Here is a 21,671-nt window from a genome sequence, read left to right on the forward strand (position 1 = left end):
CGCCCCCGCCTTCAAATCGCATGTGCCAACGGCCGCAGGTTGGCATCCAGCACAAACTGCTGGCACACGCTCGGCGCCAGCGGGCGGCTGAAGAAATACCCCTGAAAACGGTCGCACCCCAGGGCCGACAGGCGCTTGAGCTGCTGTTCGGTCTCCACACCTTCCACCACCGTCGACAGGTTCAGCGTCCGGCTCAGGCTCGCAATGCTGCGCACGATGTGTTCGTTGATGCCGCCCGCGCTCACGTCGGCCAGAGAACGATCGATCTTCACGGTGTCCAGCGGCAGCTCGCGCAGGTAGTGCAGCGACGTATGCCCCATCCCGAAATCATCCAGCGCGACTTTCACGCCAGCCTCCCGCAACTGTTTCAGGTTGCCGATGGCGTTGATGTCCGGCAGCAGCATCGTGGATTCAGTGATCTCCAGTTCAAGCTGCGTGGGCGACAACCCTTCGCGGTGCAGGATATCGATCACGTTCCGGTGGAACGCACCGTCGAGCAACTGCCGTGGTGACAAATTGACGGCGACCACAAAATCGTCCGGCAATACATCGCGCCAGGCAGCACGCTGGTGACACGCCAGCGACAGGATGCGCAGGCCCAACTGGTCGATCTGGCCAATGTCATCGGCCAGTGCCACGACAATGGGCGGCGCCACGCGCCCCAGCACCGGATGCTGCCAGCGCAGCAGCGCCTCTGCGCCGAACACGCGCCCCGTTGTGCAATCCACCTGCGGCTGAAACTCCAGAAAGATCTGGCCTTCTTTCTTGATGGCGTCTTCCAGATCGCTGGCCAGCGCCACCGCCATGCGGCCCTCGTCGCCGGGCAGGTCCAGACACCGCCGGCCCTTCAGGCTCACCTCCGGCGACTCGGCAATCCGCAGCAGAGACGCCAGTACGTCCTGGCTGCGCCGTGCAGAGAGGACGTCCGCCATGCGCACGAACGGAAGGTAGATTGCCGCCCCCGCCGCCAGGCCAATGACCTGAACCACCACCCCTGATACCGAGCCCGTGGCCGCGTAGCCGCTGAACAGCGCCGGCGTGGTCCACGCCACGGTGTAGCCGGTTTTGGGCATGAGGTCAGCAACGGTGGCTGCATAGGCGATCAGGATCTGCACCAGCGGCGTGAGCAGGAACGGAATGGCATAGACCGGGTTCAGCACCAGCGGCAGCCCAAAGAGCAATGGCTCGTTCACGTTGAACAGCGCCGGCAGCATGACGACGAGCGCCATCTTGCGCCCGCGCAGCGTGCGCCTGGACATCAGCAGCGCCAGGATCAGGCTGAGCGTGCCGCCCGAGCCGCCCATGCGCGCGAACACCGCAAAGAAGTGGTACGTAAAGATGAACTGCGGCTGGCCGCCAGTGGCAACCGCCGCCGCATTGGCCTGCGTGGCGGGCTCCAGGATGTGCTGGTGGACGGCGTACAGCGCATTCGGCCCGTGGATGCCGAACAGCCAGAGCACCTGCGCCGCGGTTTCGTAGCCCAGACCAAACAGCAGACTGTTGGAGACTTCCGAATGCGGCGCCGCCAGCAGCGCATCGAATGCCGCCATGAGCTGCGGCCCGCCCGCCCAGTCCACGACGATCTTGAGCAGCGCAAACGTCAGGATCGTCAGCATGCCGGCCGGCATGACCGACAGCACATCCCCCACCAGCAGATCGTTGCTCAAGTGATGGGACGGAATGCGCATACCGCGGATGCTGCACAGCTTCAGAAACAGGCTGCCGCCCAGCGACGCAACCAGCAAGGCGCCAAACAGCCCCTGCCCCAGCGAGAGCGACGCCATCAAAGACGCATTCGTATCCGGCGCGATGAGCGTAAAGAAGCACGACACCACCACCACCGCCGCCACGGTCGGGTTGACGACGCGATGCCCCGCGCGCTGGTTGTGCAACTGCGCCAATACATCGGCAAACCCAAAGAGCGCGACCAGCGCGCCGATGCCGATCGTGCCGGCCAACACGCTGTCGCAAAGAACCTCCAGCCGCGCGCCAAAGGCATTCACCAGTGCTTGGCGCATGCCGGCGGTGGGAGGGTTGCACAAGAGCAGCGCCAGCGCGCCCACCATGATGAGCGGCAAAGAGAGCGCCAGCCCGCGCCTAACGGCAATGAAATACGGCCCGCGGTCGAAGCGCTCGGCGGCGCTCAACAACCTCAGCCGGGGCGATAGCGCCTGCGTCGTCATAAGACTGGATCTTGTTCGAGGTGGATCGGCAACATCCCGGGCAGCCCGGAGCGTTGCTTGTCGGGCTATGCATCGTAATCGACACAATCCCACGCGCCTGAAGCGGAACCCCTTACGCAATACGCAAAAATGCTCACCAGCACATGGCAAGCTTTGTGCAATACCTAGGGGAAACCCGAAGTCTTGATGCGTCGCCGGCCCCGGCGCGCACCACAACAAGGCATCGGCACCAACGTGGCGCCCAACCTGTGTACGGCACGCCCCAGAATCTGCAACGATCTTGCTTATGTCGATTTCCATTCGTGCGCCCCGCACCGTGAAACTACCTGCACCCTTTCTTTCCCTGCTCCGCCTCGTGCGAGACCCGCACCGGCGCTATCGGCATGCGCGGTACATCCATGCCACGCGCGTCGGCCTGGGCGTGCTGCTATCGATTGCCGTCACGTCGGGCTTCGGCTGGCCACACGGCGAGTGGGCCACCATCTCGCTGCTGATCGTCATTGCCGGCCTGCAGCACCACGGCAACATCCGCAAGCGCGCGGCCGAGCGCGCCTGGGGCACCCTGATCGGCGCGGTGGCGGGGCTGTTGATCATCGTTCAGCAGACGTGGCTCGGGCACCTGCCACTCACGTATGCACTCACGGCCATTGCATGCGGCATCTGCGCGTATCACGCCATCGGCAAGGGCGGCTATATCGCGCTGCTGGCCGCCATCACGCTGGTCATCGTGGTGGGGCATGGCGACAACAACCTGCTCGACGGCGCCTGGCGCACGCTCAACGTGCTGGTGGGAATTGCCATTGCGCTGCTGTTCTCGTTTGCGCTGCCGCTGTATGCCACGTACTCGTGGCGCTACCGGCTGGCCGAGGCGCTGCGTGAATGCGCCCGCGCCTATGCCAACCTCGGCCAGGCTGATGCAGCCTCGGGCGAGCGCAGCAAACACCTCGGCAAGCTCAATACGCTGCTGGTGCAGCTGCGCTCGCTCATGCCGTCGGTGTCCAAAGAGATTGACGTGCCCGTGGAGCGGCTAGAGAACATCCAGCGCAGCCTGCGCATCTGCATCAGCACGCTGGAACTGCTCAATGCAACGCACGGCACGTTGGGTGCGCCGGGTGTGCCGGATGCAAGCACGCAGCCGGCCGTGGCCAGCCGACGCATCCGCGACACGCTGATCGGCATGTCTCGCGCGTTGCGGTTTGGCACGGTGGCCCGCCTGGCCCGGCCACGCGCAGCAGACCCCTCCGAGATGAGCCACGCGCCCGGCGCGCCCACCGTGGAAAGCGCGCTGGCAGATGGTTTTGCCAACGAGATCGAGAACCTCCGGCGGCAACTGCTGGCGATTGCGCCGCAGTGGAATATCGGTTGAATCGAGGCATTCGCCCGACCTCTCGAACATCACGTACGCGATTGACACTAAAGTAGACCGATCTATATCATTTGCCGCAGCCCAACCGGGCACATGTTTCCAGTTGGGGCTTCTATGTCGCGTCAAATGCGGGTTGCGTTTCGAACGGTGGGCGGGCTCGTCGCCGTAGTCGGTGCGTTGTCGGGGTGTGTTGTTCCAGTGGCGCGCGCGCCGGTTCCCGTTCACGCATCGCAAGAGGTGATCGATGCGCAGAAAGACGCCAATGTCCGCTATGCCAACACGCTGACGTCGTTTATCGGCCTTGTATCGAACGCCAAGAACGACAGCCGCAGCCGTGCACAGATCCTGCAGGGCTACCAGGGCGTTCTGTATCAATACTCGCAGGCGGCTTTGAGCTATGTGCGCGTGGTCTATCCCACGCTGCAAACGCTGCCCCCAGCACTGCAGCCACTGCCTGCGCCGTCGGGCACGCCCACGGTGGCTGATGTCAATCGCGACTATGAGCACACGCTCGAGATGCGCGTTGCGATGTGGGACATCGGTGAAGCAGCAACCTGGGGCAAGACCACCAAGATGAAGATCCCCCAATACATCGGGCTTCCGCTCTATCTGCCGGTTGCGCCGCCGCTGCCGCCGTTCCAGGACGCTCGCGACCCGAACTACGCGCGGCTGGTGGCCATGACCCAGCAGATCGAAGCGTCGCAGAGTGCCGCGCTTGCACAAGAGCGGCAGAAGCAGTCCAACTTCGTGGGTGCAACGCTGCATCCGCGCGGTGGCGCAACGCCGCCAGCGCAGCAACCGCAAGAGCAGGTGCAGCGGTGGTGCACGCAGTCGGGCCAGGGCGTGACGAGTCGGGTGCCGTGTTGAGCCTGGCTGCCTGACATCAAGCGACCCGGCCCCGCCGCCCTGAGAGGACGGCAGCGCCGAGCACTGCCGCATCACCTCACTTGGCCAGCGCCGCAACTTCTGCGGCACTCAACGCACCCGCCTGAACACGGAAGTCCTGGATGCGGCCGTTGAATGACGGATGCGACCAGTTGCGGCCGAGGAACGTAACCTGATCGCCAACCTGGCGCGGTGACAGCAGCATGTCGTCGGTCTTCCCCACCTCGGTGCCATCAACGTAGAGGCGGCAAGTGTTGCCTTGCAGGGTGACGGCCACATGGACCCAGCGACGAATCGGCATGGCCCACGGCGCTGCCACAACCTGCGCGTCGTTGCCTCCTGCGCCGAAGATTCCGAAACGCAGCGCGCCACTACTGCCGGACTGTGGGGCGATGAACATGGAGCTGAATCCATCCTGCCCTGAGAAAAACATGCAGCTGTCCCAGTGCAGTCCATTCGCGTAAGCCCAGAAAGACAGGCTGAAGTCGTCGAGGTCACTGAACACCCCTGAGGGCAATTGCAGGCCGGCCTTCTGGCCGTCGAACGCGATGGCCTTGTCGCTGACACGCCCGTCACCCCAGGTCGCGCCGTCCAGCAGCGTGCCCTGCACCAAAGTTCTGGTGCCAGCAGGGGTGAGTAGCGCGCCGACCGTGCCGGTACCGTTCGGATCGTTCAGCAGCAGCGACAGGCGCACCTCGCCAGGAACGGCGATGCGGGCCACGTTGGAGCCGGCGCTGGCGCCACCGGCGCCCTGGGCGGTGATCTGGTAGAACCAGACGCCGTTGGGCGGGATATCGCTGTAGGTCAGCAGCTCGCTGGCCGAAACGGTGCCCAGCAGGTTGAAGGGGCCGCTGGCCTGGCTTGCGCGCTTGACCGCATACGAGGTTGCGCCAACGCTGCCCCACCACGACAGGACGACGCGGTTGCCGCGCAGGTTGGCCGTGAGGCCAGACGGCGGCTTCATAGGGCCCGCATAGTCCACGCGACGATGGATCAGCGTCGGCCACATGACGTCATCGCTGCTGCCGCCGTACTTCGGCTCGACCAACTTCACGATGCGCGAAACGTTGGGCGCCGCCAGCCCCATGCGGTTGACGTAGTGGTTGTAGATCGGCTCCCAGGCGTTGCGGCCGTGCTGGAACGACTGGTTCACCTGCGTCCACAGAGACGTGTGCGGCTGCGACGGATCCTGTTCACGCGCGTAGGGCATGGGATAGGTCTTGCCGTTCTCGTCCAGCAGGTTCGAGCGTGCAACGTATTCGGCGGCGGCGAGGAAGCGGTTGTTGTGCATCCCGTAGAGATCGTCGCCCTGGTTCCACGCCATCTCCAGCAGGTCGCCGCCCAGCGACATGCCCAGCGTCGAGTGCCCCTGGTCGCGGCCGCTCTCTTCCCATTGCCCGAAATGGCCCGGGTGCATGAAATAGACGCTGTGCACGATGGAGCCGTTGCCGAACATCTTCAGCGTGCCGCGGTTGTTGCCCGCGTAGTAGTCGCAGGCCAGGCGATAGAGGTCGGGCCGGTCGCAGAACACGCCGATCGACAGCGCACCGCACAGCGATGCCATGTCCCAGTTGGCGTGAGACCCCAGCGCTGCGTTGTTGAGACGGTTTTGCGAGATGCCGGCGAACACGTTGAGCAGCATGTCCTGAAAGCGCTTCAGGCTCGCCGGCGCCCAGCCGGAGTAGGTGCGCAGGATCTCGCCAATCTGCGCCAACTGGTGGCCTTGTATGCCGGCCAGAATGATGAAGGTGTGGTCGTCATGCGCGGTCGAGCCGGGCGGCACCGTGCCAACCTCCTTCAGCGTGTTCGCCCACGCGTCCAGGAACTCCACCGCCTTATCGGCATAGCGGTTGTCCTGCGGGTCGGACAGCTTCCAGCGCAGTACGAGGGTCCAGGCGTGCCAGATGTCGCCGTACAAAGCGTACTTGGTACTGTCGGCCCGGTAGACCGCGGGCTGCGGATTGGGCTTGGCGGTCAAGGAGGCGTTGGGCTCCGCGCACAGCTTGTTCCACCAGCTCGTCCATGGTTCCTGGCCTGCCTTGATGAGCGCGCGGATGCGGGTGGCGTCGTCTTCGGTGACCAGCAGCCCAGGGTGGCGAAAGACACCGCTCACTGAGGCCGGTTCGGACGCCGGCGACGGCGCGGACGTCGCAGGTGCCGGAGCGGTCGTGGCCTGACCTCCACCTCCCGTTTTCTCCTGCGGCTGCGTCTGCCCCTGCGCAGAGGCGTCGTCGACACCGCCGCACCCCGGCAGCAGCGGCAGCATGGGGAAGAGCCCCAGCCCGAATGTCAACGCGCGACGTACAGGATTAGGTAACTCGTTAAGGTTTGCGTACTCCACCGACTTTTTGGACATCTTGATTGACCCGACTGTTTTTTAGTAGTGGCGCAACCGTAGGTCAGCGTGCGAAGGCGCGTCAACGCAATCGCCAAAACGGTGAGGATTTTTGAGTGTTCGCGCGCAATCCTTTGCGAGCTATGCGGGAAGCCATCACACGACGCGGCCGCAAGCGCCGTGGATGCGGCCGCCAGATGTCTGGGTCGCGTTCACTTTCAAGGGCGGCAGCGCGCCGATTTCCTCAATTATTCTCAGCGGCGCATGCTGGTCTGGGGTCGCGTGGGTAGACTCGCCCGTAGCCATAGTTCACGCACCTACGTGACGAAAGTGGTCGGGGAGCCCCGGGGATTGACCACCTCGGGGCTTTTTTCTTTTCAGGAGGCACTATCCAGCCTCTTCCAGCCGATGCGCCTGTGCCGGAACACCGTCGTTGCGCAAAGGCCGTCGCTGCCCGACATGCTCATGCCTACAACACGATCTGTGCTCGATACCCACGGGGCCAAACGCCTTGGCCTGAAGCTACTCGGCGCGCTCGCGCTTGCGCTGCCACTGGTGTGCCCGCCGCTCGCAAGCGCCGAGCCGCTACACAATCGCGCGGCGCCCTGCCGGATCGGCAATGACGCAGCCATCGAAGCGGATCACGGTGCCCGGTCTGGCGGGCACCCCGTGCAGGCCGGTCAATTCAGCGTCAGCACTGATGGCAACGCCTACACCGTCGACACCGGCGCCGGATTGGTCTTCAAAGTCCGGACGCGAGGCGCCAACGGTGGTGATCGGGGCAAGGGCGACATCGTCTCGATGGTCTGGCATGGCGTGCAGTATCAAGACCCGCGCAAAGGCAGCCAGGTGAACTCCGGTTTTTCCGGCCTGTATGACGGGGATGACCGCGTCAATGTAGACGCGGTACGCGTGGGCAATGACGCCATCAAGATCACCGTCAGCGCGGGGGCATTGACGCACGTCTACATGGCGCGCCGTGGGCAGCCCAACATCTACATGGCGACGTATTTCACTGCCGAGCCCAAGCCCAACCTCGTGCGATTTGTCGTTCGGGTGCCGCACGCGCGCCTGCCCGATGGGCCGCCATGCGCAGACATCACCACCGCCGTGCGCGGTGTGGAAGCCCATGACGTCTTTGGGCTGGCCGACGGCCAAACCCGCTCCAAGCATTACTCCAACATGCGCCTGAAAGACTGGCAGTACTTTGGCGCGACGGGCCCCGGCGTGGGCATGTGGATGGTGCGCGACAACAACGAGGGCGGGTCAGGCGGACCGTTCTACCGCAGCCTGCTCGACCAGGGGGCTGAAGACCAGGAGCTGACCTACATCGTCAACTACGGTGAGAACCAGACCGAGCCCTACCGCATGGGCGTTCTCAACAGCTACGTTCTGGCCTTTACCGACGGCGAGCCACCCACTGAAGTCGACACCCACTGGTTCAAAGACATGGGCCTGCCCGGCTACGTGCCGGAGAGCGATCGCGGCGCACTCGAAGGCCGCTTCACCGGCTTGACTGAAGATGCGCCGTACACGCTGGCGCTCAGCAACGCGCATGCGCAGTACTGGGGCGATGTCGCTGCAAAAGACGGCCACTTCCGTGTGCGCGGCATGCTGCCCGGCCAATATCAGGCGACGCTGTTCCGCAATGAGCTGGAGGTGAAACGCTTCAACGTGGATGTGCAGCCCGGCCGCACGACGCCTTGTGCATGCGGCGGTGTCGACCATGACCCGCAACACGATGCCACGCTGTGGCGCATCGGCACCTGGGACGGCACCCCGCGCGAGTTCCGCAACGGCGACAAGGTCACGGTGATGCATCCATCCGACGTGCGGATGCAGCCGTGGACCGGCCCCGAATACATCGTCGGCCGCTCCACGCCCGCCAACGATTTCCCCGCCTACCAGTGGAAAGCCATCAACGGCACGCTGGTTGTGCGCTTCAACCTCAGCCAGCGCGACGTTGCCGATCACCGGCTGCGCATCGGCATTACCACGGCCTTTGCCCACGCCCGCCCCAGCATCACGGTCAACCAGTGGAGTGCGCCCGCGCCGCAACCTGCTGTTGAGCCGACCACGCGCAGCCTCACAGCCGGCTCCTATCGCGGCAACAACGCCACCTTTGCGTTCGACATTCCAGCGTCGGCCTTTGTGGCGGGCATGAATGAACTCAAGATCAACGTCGTCAGCGGCAATGCCGGAGACGGTTTCCTCAGCCCCGGTTACGCGTTCGACGCCATCGATTTGCTGAAGTAACAGCGCAGACGGGGGCCGCCAAACAAGCGCAGCGGCCCACGTTGCGCGGAGGCCTTACACGACGCTGTCTTCTTCGGCCTGCTCTTCGGGTTGCTGGGGCGGCTCGGGCTGCTCCGTGGCAGAGGCATCCACCGTCGCGCTGTCCTCGCCAACCTCCTGCGAATCATCTTGCCCAGCCGGCGACTGCGAGGGATCTTCCAAGCGCGCCTTCAGGCCGGCCAGATAGTTCTCCGCGTGGTCCTGCGCTTCTGACACGCCCATATTGATGCCCGCGTTGATGGCCTTCTCGGCAACGATCTTGGTGATGCCTTCCTTCATTGCCAGCCGAACCTCGGGGCCGCCAATGTTGCCGATGGCAGCAGCCGCCAGATTCAGGCCCGCCTCTTCCAGCGCCTTCTTCACGTTGCCGCCGCTGACCATGGCATGCAGGACGTTGCAGCCTTGGGACTCGGCTTCCAACGCCGTGGATGCGGCGTCCGCAAGCTCACCAATGCCGGGAATGAAGCTCAGCGCGCCCACCGCCATGGATGCCCAGTCCAGCAACTTGCCTTCCACCTTGAGCGCGGTATCGATGGCGTGCATCAGGAAACCGCCGTTGTGCTTGGGCGACTTGATCTCGGGCTGGTCGGCCGTGCCCATCAACATGCACGCGACGGCCATCTTGTCTGCGTCGGTCTTGGGCGTGTGGGTCTGCGGCTTCTGCACGGTCTGGTTGGCCTGCGACAGGTTGCCGTAGAACTTCTGGAAATCGCGGCCAGCGATATTGCCGGAATCCACCGTATGGCCACCGCCGAAATCGAAGAACCCGTGGTGCGTCTTGTAACCCGTGATGGCGTTGTTCATCAGGCTGAACAGCACCGGGTCTTGCAGCAGATGCGTCGCTGCCTGGCGGACGTTCGGGTCGAGCTGCTTGTTGTTGGCCATGCTCGACAGCTTGTCTCGCGTGAGATCTCCGTCGCCAAAGAACGCAGCCTGGTTGCCGTTCATCGTCTTGAGCGTGTTCAGCTCGGCCTGCGTCAGGCTCATGGATGACGACGCAGCTTGCAGGAAGTCTGCCTTGTTGACCTCGCCCCCGCCGGTCACGCGGTTCCAGGCGTCCTTGTGGTCGAGGAAGTACTGCGCCGCTGCAATGACCTGCGGCGGCGTCTTGCCGGTCTTGGCGTCGCCATCAACGATCTGCTTGAACTCGTCTTCGCCCAGGTTCTTCGTGAGGTTGTCGGAATACTTGTAAAGCTCGCGCAGCGCATCGCTTTCTGTCATGACGGAAGGCTGACCATTCGCATTGCCATCCGACGGGATGTAGTTCTGCTCAAAGCTCTTGGCCTGCTGCTCGTTGAACGCGCTCACCTGCGCATGTTCCGCCGTAAAGGCATCCAGGTCCTTGGCCTTGATCTTGCCGCCGCAACGGCCGTCACCTTGCGAGCCGATGGCGGTGAACAGTTGCTGGTCTTGTGCCAAGCCCTGCAGCGCCGCTTTCAGGTCAGGCGGCGTGGAAGGGTCGTTGATCTTGTCCTGCAGGCCATCCCAGCTGAGCGGGCATTGGTCTTTGTGCCGATCCAGAACCGACACGATCTGCACTTCCTGCTGGCTGAGCGTGCCGCCATTCCACGTCACGGTGGATTGCGCCGACCCAGCCTGCTGTGAAGACCCTGCATTGCCCTGCTGGGGCGCGGCATTGGGCTGCGTCACCGCATGCCGATTGCCGCTGTTTTGCGTGACGTCGTCGTCATCGTCGTCGTCATCGCTGTTTTCAGAAGCGAGCGACGCAGTCAGCTTGGCGCTGATGCCTTGGTAAAGGCTCAACTGCGTCTGGTCGGATGGGCCTTGCTGGCCTGGCGCACCGGCCATGCCGGCAACGGACGTTAGCGTATCGACGGCTGCATCAGCCATATCGCCGCGGTTTGCATGCTTGGCTTCGCGGCCGGCTGCATTGGATGAAGACATATGAACGGACATACCTGCTCCCACTTGAACACTTGAACGTGTCGTTGCGACCTGTGGCATAGCCGGTATTTCGCGATCAAGTACGGATCACGCATGCCGTCATGCCTCGTATGGATCGCGTTTCCCTTCAACCGCCCGCCGACTCAGCACAACACCGCTGGCCGAGCGGGCACGAAATGGCGCCCCGCATTGCAATGCGGATGCCTGGAAACCCAGCGTAAGAGTGGGAAAGGTCAGCAGCGGCTGCCCGGCCGAAAACGTGGCGCGGCATCCGAAGTGGTTGGAACCTGAAGCTGCAGCTGCCCGGTGCGGCCTCAAGCCGCCAGCATCGTTTTAGGGTCGACGCTGCGCGACTGCCCGCCTGCCGGCTCGACGGCCAACTGATAGCCGCGCGAGTAGACCGTCTTGAGCTCGACGCCGGTGTCGGGGCCGAAGCCCAGCTTCTTGCGCAGCTTGTAGATGTGCTGTTCGATCGAGCGCTCTGCCACGCTCGCATCTGTGCCCCACACGGCAGAGGCGATCTGCTGGCGTGACAGAAACGACCCCGACGACGAGAACAGCAGCCAGGCCGTGGCAAATTCGCGTGCGGTGAGCCGAACCGGTACGTCGTGCAATGTGACGGTGCGCGTCAGCCGACACAGACGGTAGGGCCCGACCACCACCTGCGTATCGAGGGCGTCCTGAGTCGACTTGCGGGCCCCGCGCAGGATGCGGCGAATGCGGGCGCACAACTCCTCGGCAGTGAAGTGGCCGGAAATGACGTCGTCGACGCCGGCGTCAAACGCGCCGCGTATCTCGTGGCCCTCGGCAAAGTGGCCAAACACCAGCGTTGGCCAGGGCATGTTGGCGTTGCGTTCGCGCCCGGAGAACAACAGTCGTGCGGCCTTGCTGAACTGCTGCGCATCGATCATCAGCAACGCGAAGGCATCGGTGTGCCCGGAGCGCACAAAGGCTACTGCGTCGTCAAACCGGACGCACGTCACGTCATGCGCTGACAGGCAAGTCGCTACATAAGTAAAACTGGCTGGATTGGTGGTGAGTACGGCGAACTTCATGGCAGACCCCGACGGTGCGAGGCCGATCAATACGTCCACCCCGCTTTTATGTTTTGCGACAGCATAACGTTCACAATGTGTTCATCCATCGCTATGACTAGCGATGCGGCGGCGGGGTATCCGCCAGAACATGTCGGTTCGTGAGGGGGGAAGTCGGCCGGGCAATTGCCGATTGTCTGAGGTCTAAGGCGGGCCGATATGCAAGCTGCACTGGCGCAGCGCCCCCGAGATCAACGTCGTTTTAAAAAACGATTTGAGAATGATTGAATTTCCGGCAACCAAAATGTTGCCGACGCGGCACACATGTATGCCCGCCAATACATTATTTCGGTAGTCCGCCAGCTGTGATTGCTGCAAGCCCGATGGCGCTGCGTGAGTCCACGCCCACCTTTCTCATGATGTGGCCTACGTGCGTGCGCACCGTCCAGTAACTGATGTTCAGGGCCAGTGCGATCTGTTTGTCTGACATGCCCTTGAGCATCAGGTGGCAGACCTCGCCTTCGCGCGCGGTTACGCCAAACCGCTGCTGGAACCACGCGGACGACCCCACCACCCGCGCGATCAGGTGAACCCGATACACCGGCGCAGCGCTGCTGTCTTCACTCGGTCGCTCCACGCAAAACCCGAAGCCGTTCCACTGCCTGTCGCTCAACCCGTCGGCCACCGCGGCCAATTCGTTATAGAGCGCGTCACGCTCTTCACTGCTGACGCCGGCCATGATGGCGCGTGCCTTGGCGTTCGGCTGGGGTGGCGACGTGCCGTCGAGCACAAACGTGGGCATGTGCATCTCGGTATCGGCGTCGACTTCCTGCCCCTCCTGAATCACGCGAAGGTGCTGGGCATTCAGCAGATGCGGCTTCAGGAGGTTGAGCAGCAATACCTCGCGATCGCCAAACCGTTTTTTGGGGTCACTGGTGCTGAATCGATAGTCCAGCAGCATCCCGTTGGCGTCGGGCACGCGCAGGCTGATGCCCGGATACGCCTGATGCCGACAGAGATAGTCGGTGAAGTACTCCGACTGGCCCCACTCCGCGCGGGCGATCTTCCGCTCGATCACCACGGGTTCAAAGCTGCCTTGGAGCAGCTCCGAGATCGGATCGAACGCATGGAAATAGTGTCGATACTCCACGCGCATGCCCTGATCTCTGCCCCACAAGGCGCTGGAATGCGGATGGTGCGCGCCGCCCGGCCACCAGAACAACTGCGCCATGAGATCCACATGCAGCAGCGACCCGAGCTTTTGGGTCAGCTCGGGGCGTTCGGCAAGGCTGCGGCTCGAGGGCTCATGAAGACGCCCCGTGATATCGAGCAGCGCGCGCAATTCTGCTGTGGAAAGATCCATCAATGGCTTAGCCGGCTTGCTACCGGCTGTTGAGTCTGGGGATTCGTTGTGGTGATCGGGTCACACGTGTCAGTACCAATACAAACAGGACTATCGGCATAACGGCGCAGGGCTATAGGTGGTGCACTTAAGTGGTGCCACGCGCTGCCGGGTCCAGGCCAAAGCAGGATTTGGCCCACCCCGTAACGCACCTGCCCCGCACTGACTATCGCTATTCATAGCGATGGTTGCCGGCCGGCCGATTTTGCGATAGTGCGCCTGCGGAGGACTGCATTGTGGCTATGAACCAGCACCCCGCCAGCCTTAACCGAAGTTGCATCATGCTTTTTTTGGGGGGACCCGCATGCCAGCGCCACTACTATCGTCGACCAGCCTGCCGGACTTATACAGCACCGGCCTTACATCGACCGCCATGGTTGCGCGCTGGGACGCCGCTCCCTCATCGCTGGCCGTCATATTCGTAGACAGCTCGCTCCTGAACGACTCCACCTGGCTGCCCTCGCAGCCCACGCTGCAGCCGATGGCCCTGGAAGACGTGCAGCAGATGCTGAGCGGCGCATTGCAGCCGCAAGGGCCGGCCGCCAGCAGAGGCGCCGACACGCTGATTGCCCATGCGGAGCCCAAGCCACTCACCCGCCGCCAATGCGAGATTCTTCAAGAAGTGGTCTGCGGCCGCTCGAACTCTGAGATTGCGGAACGGCTGCACATCAGCATCGAAACCGTCAAAACCCATATGCGCCAACTGCTCGCCCGGCTGGGTGCGCGCAACCGCACAGAGCTGGCGACGATTTACCAGCGCAGCCGGCAAGTGAGTTAAGCGGCGCATGGAGGGGGCGCGACATTCCGCGCCCATAAGCGACGGAGAGGCCCAAGAGCCAGACCGTGGCGTGAGTCAGCCCAATAAAGGGCTAGGCCACCTCCTTTCAGCTAACCCCTCTTTTTGGGGATTTCGGATGGAAGACCTGTGCACCAGTCTCATGAAAGCGGCGCCCAAGCCGCACATATCAGGGACAGGGGCGGGACATGACACTCAGGAAATTGGCGCTCTGGGGCGTGTGCGCGCTTGCGCCGCTTGCGGGCCATGCACAGAACGGTGAATTTACGAAGCCGTGGGATGACGGCAATCGGGCAATTGTCATTGACCCATATGAAGGAAATGACAAGCTCGACTGGGACGAAATTGCCAAAGACAAGCGCGTTGTCGCGATCATCCACCGCGCAACCCAAGGGCTGGAGACCGACGCCAAGTACCAGGAGCGCAAGGCTGAAGCGCTGAAGCGCGGCTATCTCTGGGGCTCGTATCACCTTGGCAGACCCGGCGACCCCATCGCTCAAGCCAAGTTCTATCTGGGTTTCACGGGCCCGACAGACAACGAGGTGATTGCGCTGGACATTGAAGGCACCTCGTCGCGCGACATGTCGCTCGCCGATGCGAAGGCCTTTATCGACTACGTCGCGCAGCAGACCGGCCGCTATCCGGTCTTCTACACCAACCACAGCACCACCCGGCTCATCACAGAGCAAGCACGCGGCAAAGCGACGGTTTTCTCAAAAACACCGCTCTGGTATGCGCGCTACCTCAGCAAGGTCACCGACTTCCCCAAAGGGGTCTGGACGACATATGCGCTCTGGCAGTTTTCCAGCGAGCAGAACTGCAAGCAGACCGGCAAGTGCCTGTACAACGTGCCCGGCACGGATCGCTACATGGACATCAACGTCTTCTACGGCAGCCCAGAAGAACTGAAGGCCCGCTGGCCCTTCCGCTCACCCACGGTCGAGGCGCAAAACTGAGTGCGATACACCAGGCGCCTGTATGGCGGCATCACGTCTTACGCAGTGCACATAGGTACAGAAACGTACAGAAAACATTGGGAGGGATCGCACCATGAAGACCAAGCATAGGTTCTATACCGGGGCTGGCGCGCTGTTGTTGGCCGGCGCACCCGTACTGACGTGGGCCGCAAACGCAGCGCCCGCACAGCAGTGCACGACGCAAGCCGCGCTGCAGAATAAATCCATGAAGGTGGATGAAGCCAAAGCGCTATTCGTGCCCAAAGCGCAAAACCTGACGTCAACGTCCACCACCAAAGACCTCCTGATCAGCGGTGACCAACTCAACGAGTTTGAGGCCACGCTCACGACATACGAAGTCAAGGCAGACGGCACACTGAAGGTGCTGACCAACAGCGCTAGCGCCGAGGGCCAGGATTTTTTGACGATCTATTCGTTCAAGCAGTACCGCAGCGATGGCAGTAACAAATACGGCATCTCCATCCGGCTGGACATCACCTACCACTCCAGCAGCGGAGCGATCTCGCTGCCCAACCTGTTTGGCTTTCTCTCGGCCGGCGGCAACACCAGCAAGTTCCAGGGCACCCTGAGCCTGTCGGCGCACGGGCTCGTCAATTCCAAGATTGCCGCCTTGCTGCCCGTGCCGGCCAAACTGGATGACAGCGCCGCTGCGCAGTACTTCTCGTACATGGGCGCACTGAAGGGGCTGATCACAGATAAGGACACGACCATCGACCCGGTGTTGTTATCGCCCTGCGCGTGAGGTGGGCAAGCAGACGTAGAAACGTCCGACCTTAAACACAGAAATTTGGCACTCCCCACTCCCCGCCAGGGCTCGACGTTCCGAGCTCCGAGCTCGGTATGTCGAGCTCTGAACCCCACCTTCCGAGTTCTGAGCTCGGCATGTCGAGCTCTGAACCCCACCTTCCGAGTTCTGAGCTCGGCGTGTCGAGTTCTGAACTCCACCTTCCGAGCTCCGAGCTCGGCGTGTCGAGTTCTGAACTCCACGTTCCGAGCTCTGAGCTCGGCGTGTCGAGCTCTGAACCCCTTCTTCCGAGCTCTGAGCTCGGCGTGTCGAGCTCTGAACTCCATCTTCCGGGCTCCGAGCTCGGCGCTCGGCTCTCAAAGCTCCGATGTATCGGACCTTGGACAGTGGCGCTCCGCCCTCTGCGCTCGGCATTCGACAGTTTTAGCTCGGCAGTCGCCCCTCTAACCTCGGCACGCGAGTGTTTGAGCTCGAAATTTTGAATGTCTGAGAGCGGCGCTTGGGTGTTGGCGCTCGGCGTATGGGCCTCGGACCGTGGCGGTCGGGCCTTTGAGTGTCGTGCTCGGCCTGCTGGGCTCGGCACGTAAAGGGTTGGGCGTTGCGCCCGACGCTAGCGCCCCCGCCCGTCGCGGGTTCGCTTTTACTGCTGTTTTAGTTATTTCTTCTTGCGGTTCACGCGGTCCAGCACTTGCAGCACTTCCCACCGGTACAGGTCAACTGTCACGCCATCGAGCGTGGTCAGCATGTAGGCCCCAATCGCGTCCATGAACCCGGCCTGGTAATCGAGGGCCTTGTCCTTGACGTGGAACTGAAGTTGAAAGCGCAGCGCATGCGGCTCGAACTGCCGGTGCATCTTCATGTTCATCTGCGTGCGCCGCAGATAATCCCGCGCGCTCAGGGCGCCTTGTGCATACAGGATGTTGGTCTCAAGGCTCATCGGGCACCTCCGGACGGAGGACGTTGCGCGATGCTGGCGAAGCTGCCATTTGCGGGGCGATGCCCGCGTGGGATGGGTACGGCTTGGGTCGGTTGATCCATTGTCTTGCCTCTGGTTGAGTGAGGAGCCACCCACCTGGGAGGGTGGGCGGGCACACGACAAGGTCTGCAATACCGACAAGTGTTTCCAAGAACCGGCAGGGCCGAGGCCCTCCCCGCCGAGGCCCGCCCGTAGGGCGAACGACGACACGCGAGGGCTATATCGGCACTCACGGGAAATACTTGTTCGGGATTGCAGTCCCGGCTGCGGTTGTTGCCGCAGCGGGGGGAGTTTAGCGGGTTGGATCGTTGATTCGCAAGACTACGATTTCAGGAAGAGGATTTGGCGCCTCAGCCAGATGCCTTCCTTCTTGCTAACGACATTCTGTAGCCGATTGGGACTGGTTTAAATAACGCTCCTCCACTTCTTCGACGCTGTGCTTTACGAAGTGCCCGATGCTCGATGCTACCCAGAACATAGTAATCACTTATACCTCCCTTGACCTGGACAACATCCCTAGCGTAGTCCTTGGTAGCAGGGGAGCGAATCCTACTATCACCGTAGAGTCTATTGTTGGCCTGGACCACATACGCATGGAGATCGCTTGCGGTTGCCTCTACAAGAGAGGAAAAAGTCTTGGTATCTTGGTTCCATTCCAAAGCGAAAAGGGCATCAATTTCCCCCCTCAAAGAGTTCCTATGATTTATATTGGTCAAATCACTGCAAACCAATATCGAAAAAAAGAAATCTCCATGTTGAAATACCGTGGGAATACTGTGAACACCGGTGGGCTCAAAAAGCGCATTCTTCATACCTAGGATTCTACTCAACTCCTTTCGCTCTGCATGAGCTGGCACAAATTTGGGTTGCAAGACAACAATATTGGAAGAATAACCCGGCCATCTTGTAGTTAGGGAAACAAGACAATCATTCCTCAATTTTTTAGCCACTTTATCCCTATAGTATTCAACCCCGGTCAGCAGCGACACTCCGTTTGAAGCCAGCTTGCGAGCTGCCCGAAGCGCCCATCGCAGTGGCACGCTCAATTCAGGCATAACAATATAGTCCGGGCGCTTATTCTCGCGCAGAATTCTATTTACAAGATCATTAAATTCTTCGTATCGCTGGATAGATTGATCATGCCTATTTTTTGCAGCAGATACCCATTGTTCGTGCGTCGTCTCACGACTGGTTACAGCAATGCGAATAATTTCTCGTTTTCGGCGGGGAACAACAAAAGTGGACACGCCCGATCCCGGAGGCGGCAATCGGAAACCTAACTCGTCCCCCGACCCCACTTTCGCACCACGAAGAAAGCCTATCGCCTCTCTAAATAGATCCGGCTCTTTTAAAACCTGTGGCGATATTAACGGTATTTCATCGGCTCTTAATGGGCGAGTTGGAAAAGCAAGGGCGGGCCAAAATGGTGTTTTTAAGGAAGAAACCTGCTTTCTAAATTTTCGAATAGCACCCAACCTAATCTGTCTACGTATTGCCCACTGGGCAGGCACCGGAGGACCCGGCTCATCTCTATCCTGCTCGGCAATCCAATAATCTTTGTAGGGCCTGCGTCCCCAGTCGGCCAAAAGGACCTGCTTTACCAATCGACGCAAGGTCTCTACCGAGCCGGGCAGCACAACATCCGCGCTAATTTTCTTCAATCGCCGTATGACGCCAAGATAGCTTGAATTGACAACCGAATCTCGCGCACTTGCTGCGGCCAACCCTGCCTCCAGCAATGCATGACAATACTGTTCAAGGCATAGTTGGAATGATTTTTCATTTTTCTTATTTCCAAGGGTGGTGGTCTTCTTAAGCAAATCCGAAACCTTAACCAACCCATCGATCAACTCCCTTGCTGCGCTGAAATCGTCGCATGCCAGCATCAATCCAAATATTCTTGGTATGTACGAAAAATAATCAAAAAATCCTACTGGAGTAACAATATGCCGTTGCGCAAGTGCGTAGAATTGCTCGCGCAAACCTCGCCAAGAAGCAGGTGCCAAATCTAAGGAATATGTTTCGATATCACTTAGAAGCAGTGCAAATCCAAGTCTACGTACCGAGACGACATCCGCTTTGCGGAGGGCATCAACTTGGAGAGACGCATTTGGCGTAGCCAGTAAAGCCCGAGACGCCATCTCACTAGCTGTCGATGGCACCGCTGGCAGTAAGCGATACTCGCTAGACTGCGCCCGAATCTGGGCGCGAATGTAATGGATAAGATCAGCGCCGTGTCGAGACGACAAAGAGAATATCTTTTGCTTGTTTCCTGTAAATACTAGGTCAGAATCCTTGGCGTATGGCAAATTCAACCTCAACGACGGTGGACCGTTGCTCTCATTCTGAACTTTAAGGAGGGGCGTAAGGATTCGCGACAATCTCTGCCCTACGCTTATAGCCCCATCGTCCTCTTCTGCCGCATCTAAAACAAGAAAGAGATCATCCACATATCTACCATAGTAAAGCGGATTGACCTTTTCCATTACTGCCCTATCAAATTGGGCCAACAATACATTCGCAATTATTTTCGATGCAGACAAACCTACCGGAATAGCCCCCTCTGGTCGATCTTTGTAATCCGGTGTACCCGAATACCAAGTATTTATTGCCTTCAGCAGGTGGCCGGTGAATCTTTTCTGCCCAACCGTCAAATTGACGCCTATGGTTTTTAGAAAAGCGGGGCGGAGTATAAATTCCGGTGAAACACGATGATAGAACTTGGCGATGTCCATCGTTACTGCCAAGACACTGCGCTCCTGCTCAAGCGCCTGCTCCATCGTTCTGAGTCCTCGTTCGCGCCACTCTTGATACGCCGAGAAATATGGCGAAAACAACGCAGGCGTGTTCATGTTCAAAACAGGCTCGCTCTTTTGGCTCGTGTTCTTTCGTGAGGCCGTGCGCCGAAGCCGATTTCCGAACGAAGTATTTCTATCAAGAACGGCATCAAATAGATGCCCCACCTGCATAATCCAAAGAGCCGATATAATTTGTAAATCCACACTAGGACGCATCACCAAGCGCAAGCTTGCGGGCGCCATGCGATTGCGACTGCTAACAAACCTCTGGAGCCAATCATCATATGGATCCAATGCACGAAAATGCCCATCGTGCGCATTTTCCCAGCAAGCCGTATCTACGGATTTAGGGAGGTATGCGTAATCACCTATAAATTGATTTTCTTCAGCCCACTCACCGCCGTCATATTTTAATATTTCCTGCAATCGCACCAAGTTCTCGTGAAGTTCTTGCTCATACTTGGTGAAAGCAACGGCATGGAAATGAGTGTTCTCATAGAATGCCTCCGCCTTTGCTTTTCTATAAGCCAAATACAAATCAGAAAGAGTAATCATTTTTTATATGGCAAACCAATTACATTTCACCATCTCTCCCCCTTTTAGGTGCGCCAGGCCTCAAGATGATTTGCAAAGAAATACCCTACGCTTCAACACCGTGTTCGCCACGTATCCGTAACCAATACCGGCATCCCGTCGAAGGATTAATACACCTCCAAAACGCCCCACCCTTCCCATTCCGCGCCACCAGCTTCACCCCGCAAGCCGGGCACGAAGGCGTCCGGTAATCCCCCTCAAACACCTTCGCCAGCAGCGCGGCCTGCTTGTCTTCGGCCAGCGCGCGGATGCGCTCCAGCACCGCCGGCCCGTCCAATAGCTGGATACCGGCAAGCTCTGAAAACTCCTGCACCGGGTTGCCGACATAACCGGACAAAGACCAGAACACGCCCCGCTTGACCTTGTGCGCCAGCATGGAGCCGCCCAGCGCCCGCACCTGTTCCACCTTTACGGGCTTGGACCACGCCTTGCACTGGACCACCGCCACGGGCGCATCCAGGCCGGCCTTGTACAGCGTGGCGTCAATGCCGCCGTCCGGGCCGTGCGGCACGGTCTTCACGGCAAACCCCATCTGCTCGTAGTACTGCACGCACAGCAGCTCGAACCGCTTCCACTCAAGGGACTGGATGGCCTCCAGCGTCCAGCTCTGGGGCGTGGCGGGTTCTGCCGGCGTGGGGGCTTGCGTGGGTGTGGTGGTGTTGCGAGTGGTGTTAGGCGGATTAGGCGGGTTGGGCGTGTTGCTGCCCGCTGCGTTGCGGGCGGGCTGGGGCGGTGCCTTCGGCGGGCGGGCTCGCCCAGTCGGTTCCGTGCGCGGGGGCCCTAGCCGGGCATCGGCCTGCCGGCTGCGCTCCCGCAGGTACGACAGCACGGCAAAGAAGCCGAGCAGCAGCGCGGGCATCCAAGCCAGCCCGCGCGCCAGCATGCCGACGGCGCTCAATAGCGGGTTGGCGCCAAACGCCGCAGGGAGGATGTTGTGAAGAATCAGGTAACTGGCCGCCGAGCCAATGGCCAGCATCCACCATGGCAGCGACAGCAGCATGTCGCTGGTGGATGCTTGTTTCTTTCTCCTACGCCCCATTGCCTGACCCTTGAAGGTTTTCTTTCTTGGGACCGCCTTTTTAGATATTTAGGACTAGGCGGTTTTTAATAATCCGAATTGGGTAATGAGGTTCGGATTTTGTTGGGAAATAGCATAGCCCACAGAATGCCGCTTGGCAGCCCCAAATCAAGCGATTTATTCCGATTGAGATTACCCCTCTGGAGGGAGGCGAGATGTCGCATCTGTGCAGTAGGATGCCCAAACCACTCAGAACAACATAACGCGGCCGACAGTCCATATATTGCGCGGCAATGTCGCCGGCCCATTACCTACCGCCATCCGTATGCCCTTGCGAATACTGGCGTTTTCGGCTGCTGCGG

The 21,671-nt window shown here is 60.6% G+C and carries 14 protein-coding genes; 6 read left to right on the forward strand and 8 right to left on the reverse strand.

Annotated elements, in window-relative coordinates:
• Positions 1 to 11: 11 nt before the first annotated feature.
• On the reverse strand, positions 12 to 2,183 hold the full coding sequence (locus NG898_RS23380) for a PTS sugar transporter subunit IIC/EAL domain-containing protein (RefSeq protein ID WP_252694652.1): 2,172 nt from the start codon (positions 2,181 to 2,183) through the stop codon (positions 12 to 14).
• A gap of 286 nt (positions 2,184 to 2,469) precedes the next feature.
• Between NG898_RS23380 and NG898_RS23385 the strand changes: the two genes are divergently transcribed.
• Together NG898_RS23385 and NG898_RS23390 are read left to right on the forward strand one after the other, a co-directional pair.
• A complete protein-coding gene (locus NG898_RS23385; protein WP_252694653.1) occupies positions 2,470 to 3,549 on the forward strand; it encodes an FUSC family protein in 1,080 nt (359 codons plus the stop codon).
• A gap of 114 nt (positions 3,550 to 3,663) precedes the next feature.
• Positions 3,664 to 4,416, forward strand: a complete 753-nt coding sequence (locus NG898_RS23390; RefSeq protein WP_252694654.1) for a hypothetical protein — start codon at positions 3,664 to 3,666, stop codon at positions 4,414 to 4,416.
• 76 nt (positions 4,417 to 4,492) lie between these two features.
• Here the strand turns inward: NG898_RS23390 and NG898_RS23395 are convergent, their stop codons facing one another.
• Positions 4,493 to 6,700, reverse strand: coding sequence for a LamG-like jellyroll fold domain-containing protein (locus NG898_RS23395; protein WP_252694655.1), 2,208 nt, complete (start codon positions 6,698 to 6,700; stop codon positions 4,493 to 4,495).
• Positions 6,701 to 7,234: 534 nt separating this feature from the next.
• Between NG898_RS23395 and NG898_RS23400 the strand changes: the two genes are divergently transcribed.
• Complete coding sequence (locus NG898_RS23400; protein ID WP_252694656.1) at positions 7,235 to 9,025, forward strand: rhamnogalacturonan lyase B N-terminal domain-containing protein; 1,791 nt, start codon at positions 7,235 to 7,237, stop codon at positions 9,023 to 9,025.
• Positions 9,026 to 9,079: 54 nt separating this feature from the next.
• Here NG898_RS23400 and NG898_RS23405 read toward each other — a convergent pair whose 3' ends face one another.
• The 3 genes from NG898_RS23405 to NG898_RS23415 all read right to left on the reverse strand — a co-directional run bounded on the left by NG898_RS23405 (position 9,080) and on the right by NG898_RS23415 (position 13,345).
• Complete coding sequence (locus NG898_RS23405; RefSeq protein ID WP_289813096.1) at positions 9,080 to 10,969, reverse strand: HrpF/NolX family T3SS translocon protein; 1,890 nt, start codon at positions 10,967 to 10,969, stop codon at positions 9,080 to 9,082.
• Between the two features lie 314 nt (positions 10,970 to 11,283).
• Positions 11,284 to 12,024, reverse strand: a complete 741-nt coding sequence (locus NG898_RS23410) for a response regulator transcription factor (protein WP_252694657.1) — start codon at positions 12,022 to 12,024, stop codon at positions 11,284 to 11,286.
• 322 nt (positions 12,025 to 12,346) lie between these two features.
• Positions 12,347 to 13,345 carry a response regulator transcription factor gene (locus NG898_RS23415; protein ID WP_315862504.1) on the reverse strand — a complete coding sequence of 333 codons (999 nt, stop codon included), beginning with the start codon at positions 13,343 to 13,345 and terminating at the stop codon, positions 12,347 to 12,349.
• A 364-nt stretch (positions 13,346 to 13,709) separates the two neighbouring features.
• On the opposite strand from NG898_RS23415, the gene NG898_RS23420 reads away from it, so the two are divergent.
• The 3 genes from NG898_RS23420 (at position 13,710) to NG898_RS23430 (ending at position 15,920) form a co-directional block, all read left to right on the forward strand.
• A complete protein-coding gene (locus NG898_RS23420; protein WP_252694659.1) occupies positions 13,710 to 14,183 on the forward strand; it encodes a helix-turn-helix domain-containing protein in 474 nt (157 codons plus the stop codon).
• Positions 14,184 to 14,389: 206 nt separating this feature from the next.
• Positions 14,390 to 15,157: a glycoside hydrolase family 25 protein gene (locus NG898_RS23425; protein WP_252694660.1), complete on the forward strand. Its 768-nt coding sequence runs from the start codon at positions 14,390 to 14,392 to the stop codon at positions 15,155 to 15,157.
• A gap of 94 nt (positions 15,158 to 15,251) precedes the next feature.
• The gene (locus tag NG898_RS23430) at positions 15,252 to 15,920 is read left to right on the forward strand and encodes a hypothetical protein (RefSeq protein WP_252694661.1); all 669 of its coding nucleotides are present in this window, start codon (positions 15,252 to 15,254) and stop codon (positions 15,918 to 15,920) included.
• A gap of 658 nt (positions 15,921 to 16,578) precedes the next feature.
• On the opposite strand, the gene NG898_RS23435 is transcribed toward NG898_RS23430, so the two are convergent.
• From NG898_RS23435 to NG898_RS23445, 3 genes are all read right to left on the reverse strand, one after another.
• Positions 16,579 to 16,860: a hypothetical protein gene (locus NG898_RS23435; RefSeq protein ID WP_252694662.1), complete on the reverse strand. Its 282-nt coding sequence runs from the start codon at positions 16,858 to 16,860 to the stop codon at positions 16,579 to 16,581.
• Positions 16,861 to 17,249: 389 nt separating this feature from the next.
• Positions 17,250 to 20,252 (reverse strand): RNA-directed DNA polymerase, encoded by a 3,003-nt coding sequence (locus tag NG898_RS23440; protein ID WP_252694663.1) that lies wholly within the window; start codon positions 20,250 to 20,252, stop codon positions 17,250 to 17,252.
• Positions 20,253 to 20,337: 85 nt separating this feature from the next.
• Positions 20,338 to 21,330, reverse strand: a complete 993-nt coding sequence (locus NG898_RS23445; protein ID WP_252694664.1) for a restriction endonuclease — start codon at positions 21,328 to 21,330, stop codon at positions 20,338 to 20,340.
• Positions 21,331 to 21,671 lie beyond the last annotated feature (341 nt).

The sequence above is a fragment of the Ralstonia mojiangensis genome (assembly GCF_023955645.1).
GTDB classification, from domain to species: domain Bacteria; phylum Pseudomonadota; class Gammaproteobacteria; order Burkholderiales; family Burkholderiaceae; genus Ralstonia; species Ralstonia mojiangensis.

What these genes read in the sequence shown, in the direction of transcription:
- NG898_RS23380 (WP_252694652.1), bottom strand. Translation starts at nt 2,183, where the DNA reads ATGACGACGCAGGCGCTATCGCCCCGGCTGAGGTTGTTGAGCGCCGCC.
- NG898_RS23385 (WP_252694653.1), top strand. Translation starts at nt 2,470, where the DNA reads ATGTCGATTTCCATTCGTGCGCCCCGCACCGTGAAACTACCTGCACCC.
- NG898_RS23390 (WP_252694654.1), top strand. Translation starts at nt 3,664, where the DNA reads ATGTCGCGTCAAATGCGGGTTGCGTTTCGAACGGTGGGCGGGCTCGTC.
- NG898_RS23395 (WP_252694655.1), bottom strand. Translation starts at nt 6,700, where the DNA reads ATGCTGCCGCTGCTGCCGGGGTGCGGCGGTGTCGACGACGCCTCTGCG.
- NG898_RS23400 (WP_252694656.1), top strand. Translation starts at nt 7,235, where the DNA reads ATGCCTACAACACGATCTGTGCTCGATACCCACGGGGCCAAACGCCTT.
- NG898_RS23405 (WP_289813096.1), bottom strand. Translation starts at nt 10,969, where the DNA reads ATGTCTTCATCCAATGCAGCCGGCCGCGAAGCCAAGCATGCAAACCGC.
- NG898_RS23410 (WP_252694657.1), bottom strand. Translation starts at nt 12,024, where the DNA reads ATGAAGTTCGCCGTACTCACCACCAATCCAGCCAGTTTTACTTATGTA.
- NG898_RS23420 (WP_252694659.1), top strand. Translation starts at nt 13,710, where the DNA reads ATGCCAGCGCCACTACTATCGTCGACCAGCCTGCCGGACTTATACAGC.
- NG898_RS23425 (WP_252694660.1), top strand. Translation starts at nt 14,390, where the DNA reads ATGACACTCAGGAAATTGGCGCTCTGGGGCGTGTGCGCGCTTGCGCCG.
- NG898_RS23430 (WP_252694661.1), top strand. Translation starts at nt 15,252, where the DNA reads ATGAAGACCAAGCATAGGTTCTATACCGGGGCTGGCGCGCTGTTGTTG.
- NG898_RS23435 (WP_252694662.1), bottom strand. Translation starts at nt 16,860, where the DNA reads ATGAGCCTTGAGACCAACATCCTGTATGCACAAGGCGCCCTGAGCGCG.
- NG898_RS23440 (WP_252694663.1), bottom strand. Translation starts at nt 20,252, where the DNA reads ATGATTACTCTTTCTGATTTGTATTTGGCTTATAGAAAAGCAAAGGCG.
- NG898_RS23445 (WP_252694664.1), bottom strand. Translation starts at nt 21,330, where the DNA reads ATGGGGCGTAGGAGAAAGAAACAAGCATCCACCAGCGACATGCTGCTG.